The sequence below is a fragment of the Endothiovibrio diazotrophicus genome (genome assembly GCF_054657215.1).
In genome coordinates this window covers 1-18,744 of the sequence record NZ_BAAHXB010000019.1, presented here as the reverse complement: position 1 = coordinate 18,744, position 18,744 = coordinate 1, and the positions used below count along the sequence as shown (strand labels likewise).

Annotated in this window: 16 protein-coding genes; 10 read left to right on the top strand and 6 right to left on the bottom strand. The window is 67.9% G+C overall.

Features of this window, described 5'->3' with window-relative positions; translation table 11 throughout:
- Positions 1–14 precede the first annotated feature (14 nt).
- Genes ACYQ2W_RS07305 through ACYQ2W_RS07295 form a run of 3 tightly spaced genes read left to right on the top strand, consistent with a single transcriptional unit; the run spans position 15 to position 2,344 of the window.
- Positions 15–512, top strand: a complete 498-nt coding sequence (locus ACYQ2W_RS07305; RefSeq protein ID WP_459864772.1) for a DNA-binding transcriptional response regulator — start codon at positions 15–17, stop codon at positions 510–512.
- Positions 513–518: 6 nt separating this feature from the next.
- Positions 519–1,007: a hypothetical protein gene (locus ACYQ2W_RS07300; RefSeq protein ID WP_459864769.1), complete on the top strand. Its 489-nt coding sequence runs from the start codon at positions 519–521 to the stop codon at positions 1,005–1,007.
- On the top strand, positions 1,004–2,344 hold the full coding sequence (locus ACYQ2W_RS07295) for an MFS transporter (protein ID WP_459864767.1): 1,341 nt from the start codon (positions 1,004–1,006) through the stop codon (positions 2,342–2,344). Before ACYQ2W_RS07300 ends, ACYQ2W_RS07295 begins: the two co-directional genes overlap by 4 nt.
- Before the next feature lie 156 nt (positions 2,345–2,500).
- Here ACYQ2W_RS07295 and ACYQ2W_RS07290 read toward each other — a convergent pair whose 3' ends face one another.
- Positions 2,501–2,773 (bottom strand): hypothetical protein, encoded by a 273-nt coding sequence (locus ACYQ2W_RS07290; RefSeq protein ID WP_459864765.1) that lies wholly within the window; start codon positions 2,771–2,773, stop codon positions 2,501–2,503.
- A 100-nt stretch (positions 2,774–2,873) separates the two neighbouring features.
- On the opposite strand from ACYQ2W_RS07290, the gene ACYQ2W_RS07285 reads away from it, so the two are divergent.
- Entirely contained in the window at positions 2,874–3,098 is a 225-nt protein-coding gene (locus tag ACYQ2W_RS07285; RefSeq protein WP_459864763.1) for a DUF6471 domain-containing protein, read from the top strand.
- 366 nt (positions 3,099–3,464) lie between these two features.
- On the opposite strand, the gene ACYQ2W_RS07280 is transcribed toward ACYQ2W_RS07285, so the two are convergent.
- The 3 genes from ACYQ2W_RS07280 to ACYQ2W_RS07270 form a co-directional block, all read right to left on the bottom strand.
- A complete protein-coding gene (locus ACYQ2W_RS07280) occupies positions 3,465–9,542 on the bottom strand; it encodes an ATP-binding protein (protein WP_459864761.1) in 6,078 nt (2,025 codons plus the stop codon).
- A 430-nt stretch (positions 9,543–9,972) separates the two neighbouring features.
- Positions 9,973–10,476: a copper chaperone PCu(A)C gene (locus ACYQ2W_RS07275; RefSeq protein WP_459864758.1), complete on the bottom strand. Its 504-nt coding sequence runs from the start codon at positions 10,474–10,476 to the stop codon at positions 9,973–9,975.
- 61 nt (positions 10,477–10,537) lie between these two features.
- Positions 10,538–12,637 carry a TonB-dependent copper receptor gene (locus tag ACYQ2W_RS07270; protein WP_459864756.1) on the bottom strand — a complete coding sequence of 700 codons (2,100 nt, stop codon included), beginning with the start codon at positions 12,635–12,637 and terminating at the stop codon, positions 10,538–10,540.
- A 294-nt stretch (positions 12,638–12,931) separates the two neighbouring features.
- On the opposite strand from ACYQ2W_RS07270, the gene ACYQ2W_RS07265 reads away from it, so the two are divergent.
- Together ACYQ2W_RS07265 and ACYQ2W_RS07260 are read left to right on the top strand one after the other, a co-directional pair.
- A complete protein-coding gene (locus ACYQ2W_RS07265; RefSeq protein ID WP_459864754.1) occupies positions 12,932–13,141 on the top strand; it encodes a 2-oxoisovalerate dehydrogenase in 210 nt (69 codons plus the stop codon).
- Positions 13,138–13,386: a type II toxin-antitoxin system HicA family toxin gene (locus tag ACYQ2W_RS07260; RefSeq protein ID WP_459864752.1), complete on the top strand. Its 249-nt coding sequence runs from the start codon at positions 13,138–13,140 to the stop codon at positions 13,384–13,386. The genes ACYQ2W_RS07265 and ACYQ2W_RS07260 overlap by 4 nt, the downstream gene beginning before the upstream one ends.
- A 158-nt stretch (positions 13,387–13,544) precedes the next feature.
- Here the strand turns inward: ACYQ2W_RS07260 and ACYQ2W_RS07255 are convergent, their stop codons facing one another.
- Positions 13,545–15,158, bottom strand: a complete 1,614-nt coding sequence (locus tag ACYQ2W_RS07255) for a response regulator (protein ID WP_459864750.1) — start codon at positions 15,156–15,158, stop codon at positions 13,545–13,547.
- A gap of 210 nt (positions 15,159–15,368) precedes the next feature.
- On the opposite strand from ACYQ2W_RS07255, the gene ACYQ2W_RS07250 reads away from it, so the two are divergent.
- Genes ACYQ2W_RS07250 through ACYQ2W_RS07240 form a run of 3 tightly spaced genes read left to right on the top strand, consistent with a single transcriptional unit; the run spans position 15,369 to position 17,285 of the window.
- Positions 15,369–15,908: a hypothetical protein gene (locus tag ACYQ2W_RS07250; protein ID WP_459864747.1), complete on the top strand. Its 540-nt coding sequence runs from the start codon at positions 15,369–15,371 to the stop codon at positions 15,906–15,908.
- Between the two features lie 10 nt (positions 15,909–15,918).
- On the top strand, positions 15,919–16,515 hold the full coding sequence (locus ACYQ2W_RS07245; RefSeq protein ID WP_459864745.1) for an SCO family protein: 597 nt from the start codon (positions 15,919–15,921) through the stop codon (positions 16,513–16,515).
- 29 nt (positions 16,516–16,544) lie between these two features.
- Positions 16,545–17,285, top strand: coding sequence for a class I SAM-dependent methyltransferase (locus ACYQ2W_RS07240; RefSeq protein ID WP_459864866.1), 741 nt, complete (start codon positions 16,545–16,547; stop codon positions 17,283–17,285).
- A 177-nt stretch (positions 17,286–17,462) separates the two neighbouring features.
- On the opposite strand, the gene ACYQ2W_RS07235 is transcribed toward ACYQ2W_RS07240, so the two are convergent.
- Positions 17,463–17,666: a putative motility protein gene (locus ACYQ2W_RS07235; RefSeq protein ID WP_459864742.1), complete on the bottom strand. Its 204-nt coding sequence runs from the start codon at positions 17,664–17,666 to the stop codon at positions 17,463–17,465.
- Positions 17,667–17,940: 274 nt separating this feature from the next.
- On the opposite strand from ACYQ2W_RS07235, the gene ACYQ2W_RS07230 reads away from it, so the two are divergent.
- Positions 17,941–18,744: an ATP-binding protein gene (locus ACYQ2W_RS07230; protein WP_459864740.1), complete on the top strand. Its 804-nt coding sequence runs from the start codon at positions 17,941–17,943 to the stop codon at positions 18,742–18,744.

Below are 18,744 nucleotides of genomic sequence, written 5' to 3'. Positions count from 1 at the left end.
TGGAGAAAAAAGCAATGACGGAAAAATATCAAATCCTGGTAGTGGACGACGAGGAGTCTGTACGCGCTGGCTACGACCACGCCCTTGCGGAGTTCCCGGATGCCAAGATCCACCTCGCATCCAACCGCGACGAGGCTCTAAGAATTTTGGAAGGCTTTCGTCTCCTGGAGGGAACGCGCGCGCAGCTTGGATCCCTTATCGCGGTCGCTTTCATCGACCAACGGCTCGGTGACTTCAATCCCAAGAAGTGGCCCAACGACATCGACGGAGCCGAGGGGATCACATTGATCCCCTACATCAAACAGCGTATCTGCCCACTCACCCGCGTGATCATGGTCACCGCTTTCGCGGGCACAGAGGAAGACAAAGGCTATTACGCCGGTTTGGAGCGGGCCGACGGCTACATGGGAAAAGCAAAGAGTTTTCAAACAAATATCCACGATACCTACCGTAAAGCGGTTCGCGACTTCGAACGCGCCGTGGAAAGTTACAACCTGGAGTTAGAGGGCTGAAGGACCATGGGTCAAACACCAAAAGAGCCAGTTACCCCGAGACAGGCGTTGTTGCTGCTTGTTTGCCGCAAACTAGAAAAGGTGGGACAGCCGATTGATCTATCCACGATCCACAACTGCCTCAATCTGATCGTTTATCATGCGAGACGACACCATTCCGAATTACTTAGTTCACTCGAAATTCCGAAACCCAGGCCTTTTCCCGGGTTAAAGAACGAGCTATCGAAACAGGCATGGGAAGACGTAATTGCAGAAAAATTGGCCGAACGACTTATGGACAAACCCGAATACGTCCTGACCCCCTTGGGTCGTGATGTCGCCGACCGTGTGGCGCACGGAAATGTCAGTGACCCCAAGTGGTTCGAGCCTTCCGTCGCCTCTTTGGCAATAACCGAACCACTTCACCATTTAATAGTGACACTGGCCAATAACTATTCCGAAACCAGCCCTTACGAGCTACGAGCCAAGGTCGAGCGGGAAATCCTTGCCGCATGACCCCCTCCCCCTGGCGCCTCACCCTCCCCCAACTCCTCGCCTTCGCCGCCGTGGGCCTGCCCATGGCGGTGGCGAGCCTCCCCTTCACCCTCTTTCTCCCCAACTACTACACCGCCCAGATGGGGTTGGGGCTCTCCCTGGTGGGCGGGCTGCTACTGGCCGGGCGGGTGCTGGACGTGGTCACCGACCCCCTGATGGGGATGCTCTCCGATCGGGTAGCACTGCTCGGCACCCACCGCAAGTCGTGGTTCTATCTGGCGATGCCGGTGACCGCCTTTTCGCTGTGGCAGGTGTTCCAGCCGCCGGCGGGGGTGGGGCCGCTCTATCTGCTCGGCTGGTCGGTCCTGTTCTATCTGGGCTGGACCATGATGCAGATCCCCTATCAGTCGTGGGGGGCGGAGCTCTCCCCCGACTACCACGAGCGCTCCCGCATCCGTGGGGCGATGGAGGTGTTCACCGTGGGCGGTACGGTGCTCGCCGCCGGGATGCCGCTGCTCGCCCCCGGCGACACCGGCCGGGCGCTGGCGCTGCTGGCCCTGGTGCTGGTGATCGCCTTTCCCGTGCTCTCCACGGCGGCGGTGGCGCTGGTGCCGGAGCCGCGGCTGATCAAGCGCCACGCCGACCTCTCCATGCGCAAGACCTTCCTCCTCTGTCTGCGCAACCGCCCCTTCCGCCGGCTGCTCGCCGCCTACTTCATCAACGGCACCGGCGACGCCCTCTCGGCGGTCACCGTGGTCTTCTTCATCGAGAACGTGCTGAAGTTGAAGGGCGACGTGGGGATCTTCCTCTCGGCGCTCTTTCTCGCCGCAGGGTTGGCCGCCTTCGCCTGGGTGCGCATCAGCTACCGCTTCGGCAAGCACCGCACCTGGGCCTGGTCGCTCGCCTGGGGGAGCCTCTGCTTCGCCGGCATCCCCTTCCTCGGCGAGGGAGACTTCTGGCCCTACCTGCTGCTCTGCATCGGCGGCGGCATCGGCTTTTCGGCGGACGCCATCTTCCCCAACGCCATGCTCGCCGACGTGGTGGACTACGACACCGCCCGCACCGGCAACCAGAAGACCGCGGTCTACTTCTCCATCTGGGGAGTGGCCACCAAGCTGGCACTGGCCGCGCCGGTGGGCTTCGCCCTGCCGCTGCTGGACCTGGCGGGGTTCCAACCCGGCGGCGAGAGCAGCGAACAGGGGCTGCTCGCCGTCAGCCTGCTCTACGGCGCCGGCCCGATCCTCTTCAAGCTTGCGGCTATGGGACTGATCTGGAACTTCGACATCGACCATGCCCGGCAACTGGCATTACGTCGGCGTATCCGCACCGCAGACGTGATCGACCCACCCGTTCACTGAAAGACACATCGGATGCGATAGAACCAGGGAATGCCCCCTTAACGCTCATTTCCCACCGCATCAAGGTAGGTCACATCCGGGTGGGATTTCGCGCTCGGGAAGATGTGAAACCTTCCCTCACGCCGCTTTCGTTCCCGTTGCCTCAGTAACAACAACCTACGGGATGGTCTCCAGTTGGGGAAGGGTGCCATCATCTCGGCCGATATCCAACGGGAGTTCGAGGGCGGCGGTGGCGCATTGGAGGGTGAGGAGGTAACCGGGTGGGAGGGGGCCTTCCAAATCCTGCTCCTCCAGGGCGTCGTGGAGCATGGTAAGAACGGCAGCGACCCGGCCCATGGTCTCCACCGGGTCGTCCGGGTCCACCAACGGGTTGATCCCGTCGATGGAGAGCCGGCTGATGGGGTGCGTGGTATGCTCCTTGGTCGGCACGGCTCCTCCTCGTCATGACAGCGATGAATTTTTCATATGTGCAAAATCTATCGCTTATTCGACCAACAAGCAACCCATAAACGAAAAATATTTTTCAGATATGACTGAAGAAGAGTGGAAGAAAGAGGCCGTCCAGCTCATCAAGGCGGAACTGGCGCGCTCGGGCGTGGATTACAAGGAGCTGGTCAGGCGGCTGGCGGAGATCGGCGTGACGGAGACCTATCAGTCAGTCGCCAACAAGATCAACCGGGGCGCCTTTCCGTTCTTCTTTTTCCTTCAGTGCATGAAGGCGCTGGGGGTCGATACGGTGCGGCTCGGGCGTTGAGTCCGTGCTTCGGCCTTATCTCCACCGGGAGCCTCCACCCCACGAGCGAGTTCGTGGGGTGTCCTCTGATTGGAAATGGGTACCGGGCGGAGCGGGTGTGCTCAGGCGCAATTTACGCGCCTATCGGGAGGGAGGCCCTTGTAGCGGAGAGCGGTCGATCCACCGGCGCGGGAACCAGGGGGCTCTGGTTACGACGCTCTGCGTCGTAATCCATCGCCTTGGACGCTCTGCGTCCTGCTCGGCAGCGGACAACCTGCGGGTCAATGCCTTCGTTCGGCAAGACGCGGAGCGTCGAAGAGGGCGTTACCACGCGGAGCGTGGTAACGAGACCACGCGGAACGTGGTAACGAGAGTTTGGGGGAGCACTCAAGGGGCGGGGAAGCGTTCGATCTCCTTCAGTAGGGCGGTGACCAGTTCGTCCTCGCGGTCGCTGCCCCCTTCGCCCTTGAGCACCACCTCCAGTTCGGCGCACACCTCCTCGATCGCCGGGGCGCCGCTGTTGGCGGCGGCACCGCGCAACTTGTGCACGGCGCGGGCGAGCCCTTCGCGGTCGCCGGCGACCCGCGCGGTGAGGACCCGCTCGCGCCCCTCGGGAAGGCCGTCGCGGAACATCCCCAGCAGCCGCTCGGCCAACTGCGAGTTGCCGCCGGTGATCTCCAGGGCACGCTTCCGGTCGTAGGGGGGCAGCCCTCCCGGCTTGTCGCTCCGGCGCCCCGCCGGTGGGGCGGCGGCCGGGGCCGGCGCCCCTTCCGGCATCGCCACCCACTGGGCGAGCACCGCCCACAGCTCCGCCTCGCGCAGCGGCTTGGAGAGGAAGTCCTCCATGCCGGCGGCGAGGAACTGTTCGCGCTCGTGGGGCATGGCGTGGGCGGTGAGCGCGATCACCGGGGTGGGGCTGCCGGCGGTCTGCCGCTTGCGGATCTCTTCGGTCGCCTCCAGGCCGCTCATGCCGGGCATCTGGATGTCCATCAGCACGGCGTCGAAGCGCGGCTGCTCGACCACCGCGCGCACCGCCGCCTCGCCGCTCTCGGCCTCCACCACCGCCACCCCGCGACGGCGCAACAGGGTGCCGGCAAGCAGCCGGTTGACGTCGTTGTCGTCCACCACCAGGATGCGCAGCCCGCGCATCGATCCGTCCTCCGCCGGCTCGGCGGCGGCGAGCTCCGCTGGCGCGCCCCACAGGGCGCGCAGCTCGCGGCGCAGTTCGGCGAAGCGGGTCGGCTTGGGCAGGGCGAAACGGGCGCCGTCGGCGGCCATCCGCTCGAGCACGGCACGATCGAAGGTGGCGGCCAGCAGCCCCACCGGCGGGCTCCCGCCGAGGCGCTCCAGCAGCGCGCCGGCGACCGCCTCCTCCTCGCCCTCGGGAAGGCCGCGCAGCAGCAGCTCGGTGCCCGCCGCCGCGTCCGCCCACTGCGCGGCGTCGGCGCACCCCTCGGCGGCCACCCCCCAGCGGCGCAGGGCCGCCACCGTCCCTTCGCGCAGGACCGCCCGCTCCTCCCACACCACCACCCGGCGGTGGGCGAGCAGCGGGTCGGGGCGGGGCGGGATGGGGTCGCGGCGGCAGCCGACGGTGAAACGGAAGGTGGCGCCACGTCCCGGCTCGCTCTCCACTTCGATGGTGCCGCCCATCCCCTCTACCAGGCCGCGGCAGATCGCCAGTCCCAGGCCGGTGCCGCCGTACTGGCGGGTGACCGAGGCGTCGGCCTGGGAGAAGGGCCGGAACAGCCGACCCCGCACCGCCTCGGGGATGCCGACGCCACTGTCTTCCACCGCCAGCCGCAGACGGACGGAGCGCCCCTCGTATTCCGCCGGGGCGGCGCGCAGCCAGACCCCGCCCCGCTCGGTGAACTTCACCGCGTTGCCCACCAGGTTGATCAGCACCTGGCGGATGCGCAGCGGGTCGCCGAGCAGCCGCTCCGGCACCGCGGGATCGACCACCGCACCCAGCTCCAGCCCCTTTTCCACGGCGGCGGGGGCAAGCAGCGCCATCACCTCGTCGACCACCTCCTGAAGGTCGAAGGGGACCTCGTCGATGGCCATCTGCCCCGCCTCCAGCTTGGAGAAGTCGAGGATGTCGTTGATGATCGCCAGCAGGTTGGCCGAGGAGCGGCTGATGGTTTCCACGTAGTCGCGCTGCTGGTCGTTGAGGCCGCTCTTCAGGAGCAGTTCGGTGAACCCCATCACGCCGTTCATCGGGGTGCGGATCTCGTGGCTCATGGCGGCGAGGAATTCGCTCTTGGAGCGGCTGGAGAGCTCGGCGGCGGCCCGTTCGCGCTCCGCCGCCTCGCGCGCCTTGAGGTCGGTGACGTCGGCCAGCACGCCGTCGTAGTGGCGGATCTCGCCCTCCTCGTCGCGCACCGCGCGGGCGGAGAAGAGCACCCAGCGGGTGGTGCCGTCGGGACGGCGCAGCTCGCCGGCCTCGCCGCCCACCCGCACCCCGCGGCGCAACCGGCGCATCAGCTCCTCGCGCCGCTCCGGCTCGAACAGCCGCTCCGGCAGCGGCCCCAACTCGCCGATCAGCCGCACCGGGGAGGAGTAACCGAGGATTTCCGCCAGCGCCCGGTTGGCGCTCACCACCTGCCCGTCGGGGGCGAGCTGGAAGATCCCCTCGGCGGCGGCGTCGAATAGCGCGCGGTACTTCTCCTCGGCCTCGCGCAGCCGGCGGCGGGTGCGCGCCGAGCGGAGCTGGAAGGCGAGCCGGGTGAGCAGCTCGCCGCGGGCGATCGGCTTGGCCAGGTAGTCGTTGCCGCCCGCCGCGAATCCCTCCATCAGGTCGTCCACCTGGTCGCGCGCCGAGAGGAAGAGGATCGGCAGGTCGTCGGCGACGTGGTGCTGGCGCACCCGGCGGGCGGTCTCGTAGCCGCTCATCCGCGGCATCATCACGTCGAGCAGCAGCAGGTCGGGGCGCTCGTCGGCGAGCCGGTCGAGGCAGGCCTGGCCGGAGGCGGCGCCCGTCACCTCCATCCCGGCCAGTTGCAGGTGGTTGTGCACCACCCGCAGGTTGACCGGGTCGTCGTCCACCACCAGCACCCGCGCCCCGCGCAGGTCGCGGGCCGCCGCCAGGGTCTCGGCGGAGGGGGGCGCCGCGGCCACCTCCTCCGGCAACGGCGGCGGCTCGTTCCCGCCGTTCGGCGGCGCCGTCGCCTCCGGGGCCAGCGCAGGGACGCCCGCCGCCCCGGCCAGCGGCAGGGTGACGGTGAAGGTGCTCCCCTCCCCCGGGGTGGACTCCACCTCGATGGTGCCGCCGTGCAGCTCCACCAGCCGGCGGGTGATCGCCAGTCCCAGACCGCTGCCGCCGAAACGCCGCTCGATGGAGCCGTCGGCCTGTTCGAAGGTGTGGAAGATCGCCCCCAGCCGCTCCCGCGGGATGCCGATGCCGGTGTCGCTCACCGCGATCGCCACGCCGCCCTGGCATCGCCAGGCGGTGAGCCGGACATGCCCCCGCTCGGTGAACTTGACCGCGTTGCCCACCAGGTTGTGGAGGATCTGCAGCAGGCGGTTCTCGTCGGCGGCGATCAGCGGCAACCCCTCCTCCACCCGGTTCTCCAGCGCCACCCCCTTGCCCGCGAGCAGCGGCCGGGTAAGCCCCGCCACCAGCTCCACCGCGGCGTGGGGCTCCACCGGCCGGATGCGCAGGGTGAGTCCGTCGTTCTTCAGTTTGGCGAAGTCGAGCAGGTCGCCAACCAGCGCCTCCAGGCGGCGGCCGCTGGTGCGGATCATCGCCAGGTCCCCGCGCTGCGCTGCGCTCAGCGGGCCGCCGGCCCCGGCGAGCAGCGATTCGGCGATGCCGATGATGCCGTTGAGCGGGGTGCGCAGCTCGTGGGAGGTGTTGGCGAGGAACTCGTCCTTCAGCCGGTCGACCCGGCGCAACCGCTCGGCCACCGAGCGCTCGCGCTCCAGCTCGCGCCGCTGACGATTCATCTCGACGGCCTGGGCGCGGGTCTTCCAGCGAACATAGCCGACCACCAGGGCGAGCGCGGCGGCGCCATAGAGCAGCCACGCCCACCAGGCGGCCCACCACGGCGGCAGGACCCGGATCGCCACCGACAGTCCCTCCTCGTTCCACACCCCGTCGTTGTTGGAGGCCTCCACCCGGAAGCGGTAGCGGCCGGGCGACAGGTTGTTGTACATGACGAAGCGGCGGCTGCCGGCGTCGATCCATTGGGGATCGATCCCCTCCATGCGATAGCGGTAGCGGTTTTTCTCCGGGTGGGTGAAGTTGAGGGCGGCGAACTCGAAGGAGATCACCTGGTCGCCGGGGCCGAGGGTGAGCGCATCGACGGTGGCGACGTCGCGGCCGAGGGCGGCCTCCCGGTTGAAGATCTTGAAACTGGTCAGCACCACCGGCGGGCGGAACGGGTTCTCCTCGATCGCCTCCGGGCGGAACCGGTTGAGGCCGGCCACCCCGCCGAAGTAGAGGGTGCCGTCGCGACCGCGGTGGGCGGCCCCGCCGATGAACTCCCGCGACTGCACCCCGTCGGCGGCGTCGAAGGCGTGCACCCGCCCGCTGGCGATCTCCAGCCGCGCCAGGCCGTTCTTGGTGCTCAGCCAAAGATGGCCGCCACCGTCGTCGACGATCCCCAGCACGGTGGCGCTGGGCAGGCCGTGGGCCTCGGTGATGTGGCTCACGCGGCCGCTCAACGGGTCGAGCCGGTTGAGTCCACCGCTGCCGGTGCCCACCCACAGGTCGCCGCTCGCGTCCTGAGCGATGGCGTAGACGTGGCCGCCGTGCAGGGCGGTGGGGTCGGCGGCGTCCGGGGGATAGTGGACGAACCCGCCGGTGGCCGGGTCGAAGCGGTCGACCCCCTCGCCGGCGGTGCCCACCCAGAGGAGCCCGTCGCGGTCCTGGTAGAGGCTCTGGACGAAGTCGCCGGCGAGGCTGACGGGATTGGCGGGATCGTGACGGAAGTGGTCGACGTGGCCGCTGGCCGGGTCGAGGCGGTCGAGTCCCCCCTTCCAGGTGCCGATCCAGATCTTGCCGTCGCGGTCCTCGAGGATCGAGAAGACGGTGTTGTCGCCGAGTCCGTCGTCGCGCCCCGGCCGGTGGAGGTAGCGGGTGACCCGACCGGTGGCGGGGTCGAGGCGATTGAGCCCGCCGGTGTAGGCGCCGGCCCACACCGTGCCGTCGCGGCCGACGGCGAGCGACAGCAGGGCGTCGCTGGAGAGGCTGCGGGGATCGGCGGGATCGTGGCGATAGTGGTCGACCTTCCCCTGCTCCAGGTCCATGCGGTCCAGTCCGCCGCCGTTGGTGGCGACCCACAGCCGCCCCTCGCGATCCTCGTGGATGCCGTAGACCACGTCGTTGCCGAGGGTGTCGTCGCTGGCCGGGTCGTGGCGGTAGCGTTCGAACTTCTCGCCGTAGCGGTCGAGCCGGTAGAGCCCCTCGAAGAAAGTGCCGACCCACAGGTTGCCCGCGGCGTCCTCGAACAGGCTCTTGATCTGGCGCCCGGTGAGGAAGTTGTCGAAGCGCCCGAGGCGGGCGTCGTAGCGGCTGAGGCCGTTGTTGGTGCCGACCCACAACCACCCGCGGCGGTCCTCCTTCACCGTCCAGACGAAGTCGTCGGCGAGGCTGTGGGGGTCGGCGGGGTCGTGGCGGTGGTGGACGAAACGGACGCCGCCGGCCCCCTCTTCCAGACGGTCGAGGCCGCCACCGAAGGTGCCCACCCACAGCCTGCCGGCGTTGTCCTGCGCCACCGACCAGACCGCGTCGCCGGCCAGCGAGTCGGGGGCGGCCGGGTCGTGGCGGTAGTGGACGAAGCCGGCCGGTCCCTCCGGGTCGAGGAGGTCGAGGCCACCGTCGGCGGTGCCGACCCACAGGCGGCCGGCGCGGTCCTCGTGGATCGCCCACACCTGGCTGCCGCCGAGGCTGGAGGGGTCGGCGGGGTCATGGCGGTAGTGGACGAAGGGGGCGCCGGGGGAGTCGAGTCGGTCGAGGCCGCCGCCGTCGGTCCCGACCCACAGGCGGCCGGTGCGGTCCTCGGCCAGGGAGACCACCACGCCGGAGGCGAGGGAGGCGGGGTCGGCGGGATCGTGGCGGTAGGTGTGGAAGCCACCGCTTGCGGCGTCGTAACGATTGAGGCCGCCACCCTGGGTACCGGCCCACAGGCGGCCGTGGCGGTCGCGGTGAAGGGCCCAGACGAAGTTGGCGGAGATCGAGTCGGGGGCGCGCTCCTGGTGGCGATGGACGGTGAAGCGGTAGCCGTCATAGCGATTGAGGCCATCGCGGGTGGCGAACCAGAGAAAGCCGCGGGCGTCCTGGGCGATGCCGAGGACGGTGCTCTGGGAGAGCCCTTCACTCAGGCCGAGACGGCCGAAGGGAAGTTCCTCGGCGGCGCCGGCCGGCCATGGCGACAACAGGGGCAACAGCAGGAACAGGCCGCGCGGGCCCACCAGCCGCGCCGCAAAGAGGCGCCGGAAAACGCCGACCGCGAAAAAAGAGAACACCCCGATTGCATCCCTGGCAGTTGGTCTTGTATCGACGCCACCGGCACCGGCCCGGCGCAGAACCCGTCAATCTAAACCATCCGCGAGGCGAGGGGAACGGCAGGGCGGGAAATCGTCCAAGGGTGCGCCACGAGCGCGGTCTGCGTATCGGAATGGAGAACCGTTTCGGTTGGCCGATGGCGCGTCCGTTCGCCGGTTCTATCACCATGAAGGGCGTGAAGCCGGGTAGGGTGTGCCGATGACAGGAGGCGCACCGGCCGGAAAATGGTGCGCCTCGAACCTCGGCACACCCTACGCGCATCCCCGCATTCCCGCGCACTTTCAAAGTACAGATCACCGGTCATCGAAGCGGGGAGCGATCCGCCGGCAACGCTCCATCCGACGACCTCGGCCCGGCCACGAATCCCTTCGTGGCGAGCCGCCCCTCCGATCAGTGCCCCATGCCCTCGTGGCCCATGTCATGGCCGTGCTCCATGCCGCCCATGGGCTTCATCTCGCCGGCCTTCACCGGGACATTGAGGGTCATCTCGCCGGCGTGTTCGAAACGCAGGGTCAGGGCGACCTCCCGCCCCTCCACCGGCGGCTCGATGAGGTCGATCAGCATCACGTGGTAGCTGCCGGGCTTGAGCTCCACCGAACCGCCGGCGGGCACCTCGACGCCGTCCACCTTGAACATCTGCATCATGCCGTCATGCTGGGCGACGTTGTGGGTCTCGGTCACCTTGGCGATGGGTGAGGAGGCGCCCACCAGGCGGTCGGCGGTGGCCCCGTGGTTCTCCAGCTTCATGTAGGCGGCCGACATCCGCGAGCTGGGCGGCACCGCGCGCACCCAGGCGTCCTCGACGGTGATCTCGCCGGCGGAGGCGGTCAGGGCGGCAACGAGCAGCGGGAGCGGCACCAGCAGGCGGGCGGCGGAAAGCAGGCTCTTCATCATCGTTTTGTTCTCCGTTGGGCGAGACAAGTGAGTTTGTGGTCATCCATCCCTTCCGCGTCCCTCACCACCGGTAGCTGACCTTCGCCCAGACGTTGCGGCCGGGTTCGTTGATCTGCACCGTCGTGGGGTCGAAGGCGTTGGCGCGGTTGAGGTGGGTAGCGTAGGTCTCGTCGAACAGGTTGTCGACTCCGAACTCGACGGCGGCGGCCTTGGTGATGCGGTAGCGCCCATGCAGGTCGAGCACCGCCCAGCCGTCGGTGGGACCGACGTCGAGGCCGCTGCCGGTGGCCATGTTGTCGTCGACGTGGCTCTGCTGGTCGGCGGCGCGCAGCGCCACACCGGCGCTCCACGGCCCCCCTACGTAGTCCAGCGCGGCGCGCAGCTCCAGCGGCGGGATCTGCGCCAGGTCACGGTTGTCGCTCTCGTTTTCGCCGCGCACGTAGGCGAGGTTGCCCGACAGGCTCCAGTGGTCGTCGATGCGCAGCCGGCCGTCCATCTCAAAGCCATACAGGCGCGCTTCCACGTTGCGGTAGATGGTGGCGTTGTCGGCGAGCAGGATACCGCTCTGGCCGTGGGCGCGGTCGCGCAGGATGTAGTCGTCGACCCAATCGGTGTAGACCACGCCTCCGAGACTCCAGCGCCCCTCGCCGACGGAGACGCCGAGGTCGAGCTGGTGGTGGCGCTCCGGGTCGAGGTTGGGATTGCCGACCCAGCGCAGGGCGGTGGTGGCGCTGTTGGCGGCGAGGTAGCGCTCGGTGACGTCCGCGGTGCGCACCGAGCGGCTGAAGCCGACGAACCAGGTGCCATTGGTAAAGTCGCGCTCGTAGCGCAGCAGGCCGCCCCAGTTGTTCTCGTCGTGGTCGGTGTTGCCGTCGGCGGTGGCATAGTAGCTCCGGTAGAGGGCGTTGGCGCTCATCCGGGTCATCCCCATAGCGGGCATCTCGTTGGCCCGCGAGGCGGAGGCGTCGACCCGGTCGTAGCGCAACCCCGCCTTCAGCGCGGCAGCCTCATCGATGCGCCACTCGCCCTCGCCGAACAGCCCCAGCTGATCGATCTCGCTACCGGGCCACATCACCGAATCGACCACCGTGGGCGCGGCGAGCGCGCCGCTCATGGTGCGGTTGGAGCGGCGGGTGGCGTCGCGCTCGCTGTCCATGCGATCGATGCCGAGCAGCCAGTCGGCACCGGCGAAGGTGGCCTCCAGGTTGAGCCGCGCGCCGCGGGTGATCGAGTCGGACTCCACCACCATCAGCATCGGCGCCCCCATCATGGTCGGCGCCGTGCGCAACGAATAGTTGTCCATGACGTGGTCGACGCGGGTGCGGTAGAGCTCGGCGGAGACACCGCGGAAAACGCCCCCCTGGAGGTCGCGCCGGCCCTTCAGGCGCACCGTGCGGTTGTCGTCCACCGGGGCGTCCATACTGCCGGCGTAGAGCACGTCATCGGCGCTGGTGTCCTCCAGGCTCAGCTCCAGCCGGGTGGCGGCGTCGGGGGTCCAGCCGGCGACCAGCGTGCCACCCCGCTCGTCGTAGCCGCTGCGCACCTCGTTGCCGTCGCCGTCCTCGTAGTTGTCGGAGGTGGCCTTGCTCGCCTGGAAGCGCAGGTAGCCCTGCTCGCCGCCCACCGCCAGGTCGCCGAACAGCGAGCCGCGGCCGCCATTGGCGGCGTAGCTGGCCGCCGCCTTGCCCTGGACGCTGTCGTCGGCGGTGAAGGTGGGCACGCCGCGCTCGAACAGCACGGTGCCGCCGGGTCCGCCGCCGCCGTATTGCAGGGTCTGCACTCCCTTCAGCACGGTGACCCGGTCGTAGGCCTCGATGTTGGCGAAGGAGGCGGGGGGATCCATGCGGTTGGGGCAGCCGCCGAAGACGTAGGCGCCGTCGATCAGGATGTTGAGGCGGTTCTGCTGCTGGCCGCGAATCACCGGATCGAGCCCCTTGCCGCCGAGGCGCATCAGCGAGACGCCGGGCACCTCGCGGAGCAGCTCACCGCCGTCGGCGGCCACCCCGCGCCCCTCGGCGGGGATCACCCGGTTGCCGCCGAGCAGCGGCAGCGGCGCCGCCTCCACGGTGATGGTCGCCGTCTCCTCGGCCACCGCCTGGGCCACCAGGGTCATCGAAAACAGGCCGGCGAGACCGACCACCCAACCACGTTGCTGCTGCATTCCCGACTCCTCAGAATCACTCACCGAAAACCGGGCAGCGGAGGCAATTCGCGAGCCAGAAAAAACAATTAATAAAAACAATAAAATACAGTCACTACTGGAGAGCCGATACGGCAAATCACCGATCCACCGAGCCATATGACACACTTCGCAGGGCTCCCCGCGGGCGCCGTGACCTCTCCGCAGGCACCGTCGCCGGGAATGGGTCAGCGCGAAGCGATATATGCGGAACGAGCGAGGAATCAGGCTAGAATGAAACGGATTTCACCCGCCTTTCAGCCACCGGAGTCCTCGATGGAAACCGAAATTCTCTTCCTGGTGAACGAATCTCCCGAAGGGGGGTTCGAAGCCCATGCCGCCGGCCAAAGCATCTACACCGAAGCGGACACGCTGGAAGAGCTAAGGGAGATGGTCAAGGATGCGGTCGCCTGCCACTTCGACGAATCCCAGCGGCCGAAACTGATTCGCCTGCACTTCGTGCGAGAGGAGATTCTTGCCGCATGAGGCTGCCGCGAGACTGGACCGGACGCGATCTGATCCGGCGCCTTGCGCCGCTCGGCTATGCTCCCACCCGACAGACCGGCAGCCACGTTCGCCTCACCCGCGAGACGGACAATGGCCAACATCACCTCACCATTCCACTCCACAACCCGCTCAGAATGGGCACCCTCAACCACATCCTGGGAGATGCTGCCCAGCACCTTTCGATCACGAAAGAAGAGCTGCTGGAACGTTTGACGGACGGCTGACCTTTCGGCTGGCACCGTCGTCGGCAGTGAACCTCAGCATCACGGCGGGCGCGGCCCGCCCTATGCCCGAAATCAGCGTCGGTAGAAAACCCCGACATCACCGCGGACACAGTCCACCCCAAAAAACCAATGCATTATTTTTCGCTAGAAAAATAATGTCAGTGCTGGCCGCTGAGGTGGAAGAAGAGGTCGCTCAGCTTCTGCAGCTGCTTGTCGTTGGGGTCGATCTCGCGGGCGCGGTCGAGGCACTCGCGCACCTTATAAAGGTAGCGGTTGTCGGGCCCGCTCTTCTGCATCGACATCAGCATCACCTGGGCGGCGTTGAGGTTGGCGGTCTTGTTCTTCGGCATGCCCTTGACCGCGTCGAGGAAGAAGCGGGTGGCGTCCTCCAGCTTGCCCTCCTTGACCAGTTGCACCCCCTGGTTGTTGAGCTTCACCAGCTCGCCCTTCACCGCGGTGATCAGGTCCTTGCCGTCGGCCCCCAGGCCCGCCTCCTCGAAGGCGTGCTGGGCCGCCGCCATCGCCCGCGGGTCCTCGGAGTAGTTGAGGACGATGTCGCGCATCAGGGCGCTGCCCTTGTCGCTGTCGCCGATCAGGAAGGCGGCCTTGGCGGCGTCCACCGAGACCTGATAGGGGAGGTCCTCGGTCACCGTCTCGTGGATCTCCATCGCCCGGCCGTAGGCGTCGTTGGCCTCCTTCTCCCGCTCCAGGCGGCGCATCACGTCGCCCTCGGCGAGCGCGATCTGGAGATTCGCCGCGCGGTCGTTCTGAAACTCCTGCTTGGCGTTGTTGAGCACCTTCATCGCCTCGCCGCTGGACTTGTTGATGGTCAGCACCTTGGCCAGGCCGGCGTAGTCCGCGGGGTCGCGGTAGATCGACTCCTTGCCGAGGAAGACGGTCTTGCGGAAGGCCTTCTCGGCGGCCTGGAAGTCCTCGTTCTTCATCGCCACCTGGGCCAGCGCCTTCTGCCGCTGGATCGCCTTCGGCGAGAGTTCGATCGCCGCCTCCAGGGTGGCCTGTGCCTCGCGGGTGGCGCCCACCTCCTCCTGGGTCTTGGCCAGCCAGTCGTAGGCCTGCACGTAGTCGCGCTTCTTCTTGCTCAGGTCGGAGAGGACGTCGCGCGCCTCCAGGTACTTGGTGGCGAGGAACTTGGCCCGCCCCAGACCGAGCTCGGCCCACGGCACGCTGCGGATCGCGAGCACCCCCTCGTAGAGCTTCTCCGCCTCCGGGTAGCGCCCCACCTTGATCAGGATCTCGCCCTTCAGGCGCAGCAGCTCGCCGAGGTTGCGCGGCTTGCCGGCCATCTTCTCGTCGCACAGCTCGAGCGCCCGGCGATAGTCCTTTTTGGCCATCGCCGATTCGATCTCGTTGAGATCCATCTTCTTGTTGAACGCCTTCTCGACGCGGGAGGCGAGGACGTCCTTGGCGAACGGCTTGGTCAGGTAGTCGTCGGGGCCGTACTCCACCACCGCCATCACGGTGTCCATGGCGTTCTCGGCGGTGACCATGATGAACACCGTGGAGAAACCGACCAGCTCCTTGTGCTTGGCCTCCTCCAGCACCTGCTGGCCGTCCTTGCCTTCGCCCAGGTTGTAGTCGCAGAGCACCAGGTCGTAGGCCTTGCGGGTGATCAGGGCGAGCGCCTCCCGGCCGTTCTTGGCGGCATCCACGTCCTTCGCGCCGAGCGACAGCAGCATCCGCTTCATGGCGGAGCGCATCTCGGGGAAGTCGTCGACGACGAGGATCTTTTTCAGGCTGAGGTTGAGGCTCATTCCATCACCGGGTATTTGCGCCTTCCAGTCCGGGGACCGGCTGCTGGGGAAGTGGGGGCGGAAATTCTAAACGGTCCCCCGACGAAAATCATGACCGTTTCACCCTCCGCCTCCGTGAACACCCCCATTAGATCTTGGTCATCAATGAGTTGAAATGGATTCCACAACCGCTTTGTGAAATCCGGGCCACGCCGCTGCGCCGCCTGAGGTATGCTCCCGTGGCTATTCCGCAACACCCCGGCCGAGATCCGCCCCCATGAACCGCTCCCCCCTCACCCCGGCGGCCCGATGAACAGCAAACACCTATGGAGCGCGGTGGCCCTGCTCGCCGCCGCGACGATCGGCACCGCCGCCTGGAAGGCGTGGCCGCTGCTCCACCCGCCGGTCGCCGCGAGCGCCCCGCTGGACCCCGGTTGCAACCTCAACCACGGCCCCTGCACCTCGTCACTCCCCGGCGGCGGGCGGGTCACCTTCGCGATCGCCCCGACGCCGATCCAGCCGATGCGCCAACTCACCCTCAGCGCGGTGCTGGAGGGGCGCGCGGTGGAGGCGGTGGAGGCGGACTTCCAGGGGGTGGAGATGAACATGGGCTTCAACCGTACCGCCCTGCAGGGGACGGCAGGGCGCTTCGAGGGTGGTATCCTGCTGCCGGTCTGCGTCCTCGACGCGATGGAGTGGGAGGCCCGCCTGCTGATGCGCACCGCCGACGGGCTGATCGACGCCCCCTTCCGTTTCGTCGCCAGCCGTTAGGGAGTACGCCGTGAAATCGAAAAACCTCGCCGTCGCCGCGCTGCTCGCCCTGGCCGCCCTGCTCGCCTGGCTGCTGCTCTTCTGGCAGCCGCAGCCACCGGAGCACACCGTGCTCACCCCACCCGCGGTGGAGACGCCCCCCGGCGGCGATTTCACCGTCGGCGGTTTCGACCTCGCCACGCTGCGCGGCAAGGTGGTGCTGCTCTACTTCGGCTACATGGGCTGCCCCGACATCTGTCCCACCTCGCTCTCCGACATGGGGCGGGCGCTGAAGTCGCTCAGCCCCGAGGAGCTGGCGCAGGTGCAGGGCGTGTTCGTCAGCGTCGATCCGGCGCGGGACCAGCCACCGGCACTGGAGAAGTACGCCGCCTACTTCCACCCCGCCATCCTCGGCCGCACCGGCAGCAAGGAGGAGGTGGACCGGGCGGTGGGGCGCTACGGCGCGGCCTACCGGGTGGTCGACCACCACTCGGCCGGCGGCTATCAAGTGGACCACACCGCCAACATCTACGTCATCACCGCCGACGGCCGCTGGGTGGAGACCCTCCCCTACGGCACTCCCCCCGAAAAGATCGCCGCCGCCGCCCGCGCCGCGCTGAACCCCTGAAAAAAGAAGAGGGTCCGCAAATGAACGCGATGTCCGAGGACCACGCCCGCCAGTTCGGTGACCGGACGGTGGAGCCCGCCGAGCGGGAGGCGCTGGTGCGGCGGGTGTTCCGTGCGGTGGCGCCGCGCTACGACCTGATGAACGACCTGATGAGCTTCGGCATCCACCGCCTGTGGAAACGGCGGCTGGTGCGCGAGGCGGCCGCCGCCACCGGCCAGACCCTGGTCGACCTGGCCGGCGGCACCGGCGACGTGGCCCGCGCCCTGGCCGGTGCCGACCGCGCGGTGCTGCTGATCGACCCCGGTCTGGAGATGATGGCGGCCGGCCGCCGCAAAGGGCTCAACCACGTCGCCCTGGTGGCGGGCGTCGGGGAGCGGATACCCCTGGCCGACGCCTCGGTGGACACCCTCACCGTCGCCTTCGGCATCCGCAACATGACCCACCTGGAGACGGCCCTGAAGGAGGCGGTGCGGGTGCTCAGGCCCGGCGGACGGCTGCTCTGCCTGGAATTCTCCCGGCCGTGGGCGCCGATCCGCCCCTTCTACCGGCTCTACTCCTACCTGGTGATCCCGCGCCTCGGCGCACTGATGGCCAACGAGCCGGGGGCGTATCGCTATCTGGTGGAGTCGATCCGCCGTTTTCCCGATCAGGAGACGCTGAAGGGGGTGATGGAAGCGGCGGGACTGCGCGAGGTGACCTACCGCAACCTCACCCTCGGCATCGCCGCGCTGCACATCGGTTTCGCCCCGGGTGGTCCCGAAGGGACGTGACATGCGGTGACGCCGAGGTTCCTCCCGGCGCTCACCGCGAAACCAAAATTTGTGAAGAAAATGCGGCCGCCACCGGCAATCGTGGGCTGCGCCGCGTTTCGCAAATAAAAAAGGGCCGCATCGCGGCCCTTTTTCGAAAAACGAAAAAGTGGAATCGCGTCAGCGATTCCACCGGGGTTACGCCCTCACGTCGATGTTCTGTCCCAGTCGCGAACTCGGATCCGGGGCCACCGGCTCGGGCTGCGAGGCGACCGCCCCTGCCTGCGGCGGTTTGGGGACCGCGTCGAGCAGTTGGGCCACGTTCGAAGCCTGGATGTCCAGGGCCATCTTCACCATCTGCGCGCCGAGCATCGAATCGCTGGCGATGCCGGAAGTGTCCATAGGTCCCTCCAATGGTCGTTGAACGTACGGATTCACGTCCTCATTGCCATTTATCGGCCAGCCCGCCGGGATCTTGAGCGATCTTTTTTCACGCCGATAAAGCCCGAAGGAGCACAGGGTGGGAACGAATTCGTCAGGCGCTTCGCCACCCGTCGTGAGCCGGCACCCGCCTGCCGCGGGCGACCTTGATCCCGTGCCCGCAAAGCGGGACGATACCGACGTGACCGTCACCCCCTCGCGCAGGCCCCTTCCGCCTCCTCGGAGATCGCTCCCCATGCCCCCCAACGATCCGCCGTTCGCGCCGTCCAGCATCGACTGGAACACCACCGTCGCCGCCATCTGGCGCCACCACCGCCAGGCGCTGCGCGCGGTGGGCGACATCGACCCGATCACCCTCGACTCGCTGGTCGGGGTCGAGCGACAAAAAGCGGCGCTGGTGCGCAACACCGAACGGTTCCTGGAGGGGTACCCCGCCAACAACGCCCTGTTGTGGGGCTCGCGGGGCACCGGCAAGTCGTCGCTGATCAAGGCGCTGCTCAACGCCTACGCCGGGCGCGGTCTGCGGCTGATCGAGGTGGACAAGAACGACCTGATCTACCTGCCGGAGATCGTCGACGAGATCCGCGACCTGTCCCAGCGCTTCGTCATCTTCTGCGACGACCTCACCTTCGAGAGCGGCGATCCGGTCTACAAATCGCTGAAGAGCGTGCTGGAGGGCTCCATCGAACGGCCGCCGCGCAACGTGCTGGTCTACGCCACCTCCAACCGCCGCCACCTGCGGCCGGAGTACATGGAGGACAACCGCGCAAGCCACATCGTCGACGGCGAGCTGCACTACGCCGACGCCATCGAGGAGTCGATCTCGCTCTCCGACCGCTTCGGCCTGTGGCTCTCCTTCCACCCCGCCGACCAGCCCGGCTACCTGGCGATGGTCGACAGCTACTTCGCCGGCTACGACGGCGACCGGGCGGAACTCCACGCCGAGGCGATCCGCTTCGCCCACGAACGCGGCGGCGCCCGCAGCGGACGCACCGCCAAGCAGTTCTTCAACCACTTCTCCAGCCGTCCCCTTTCCTAA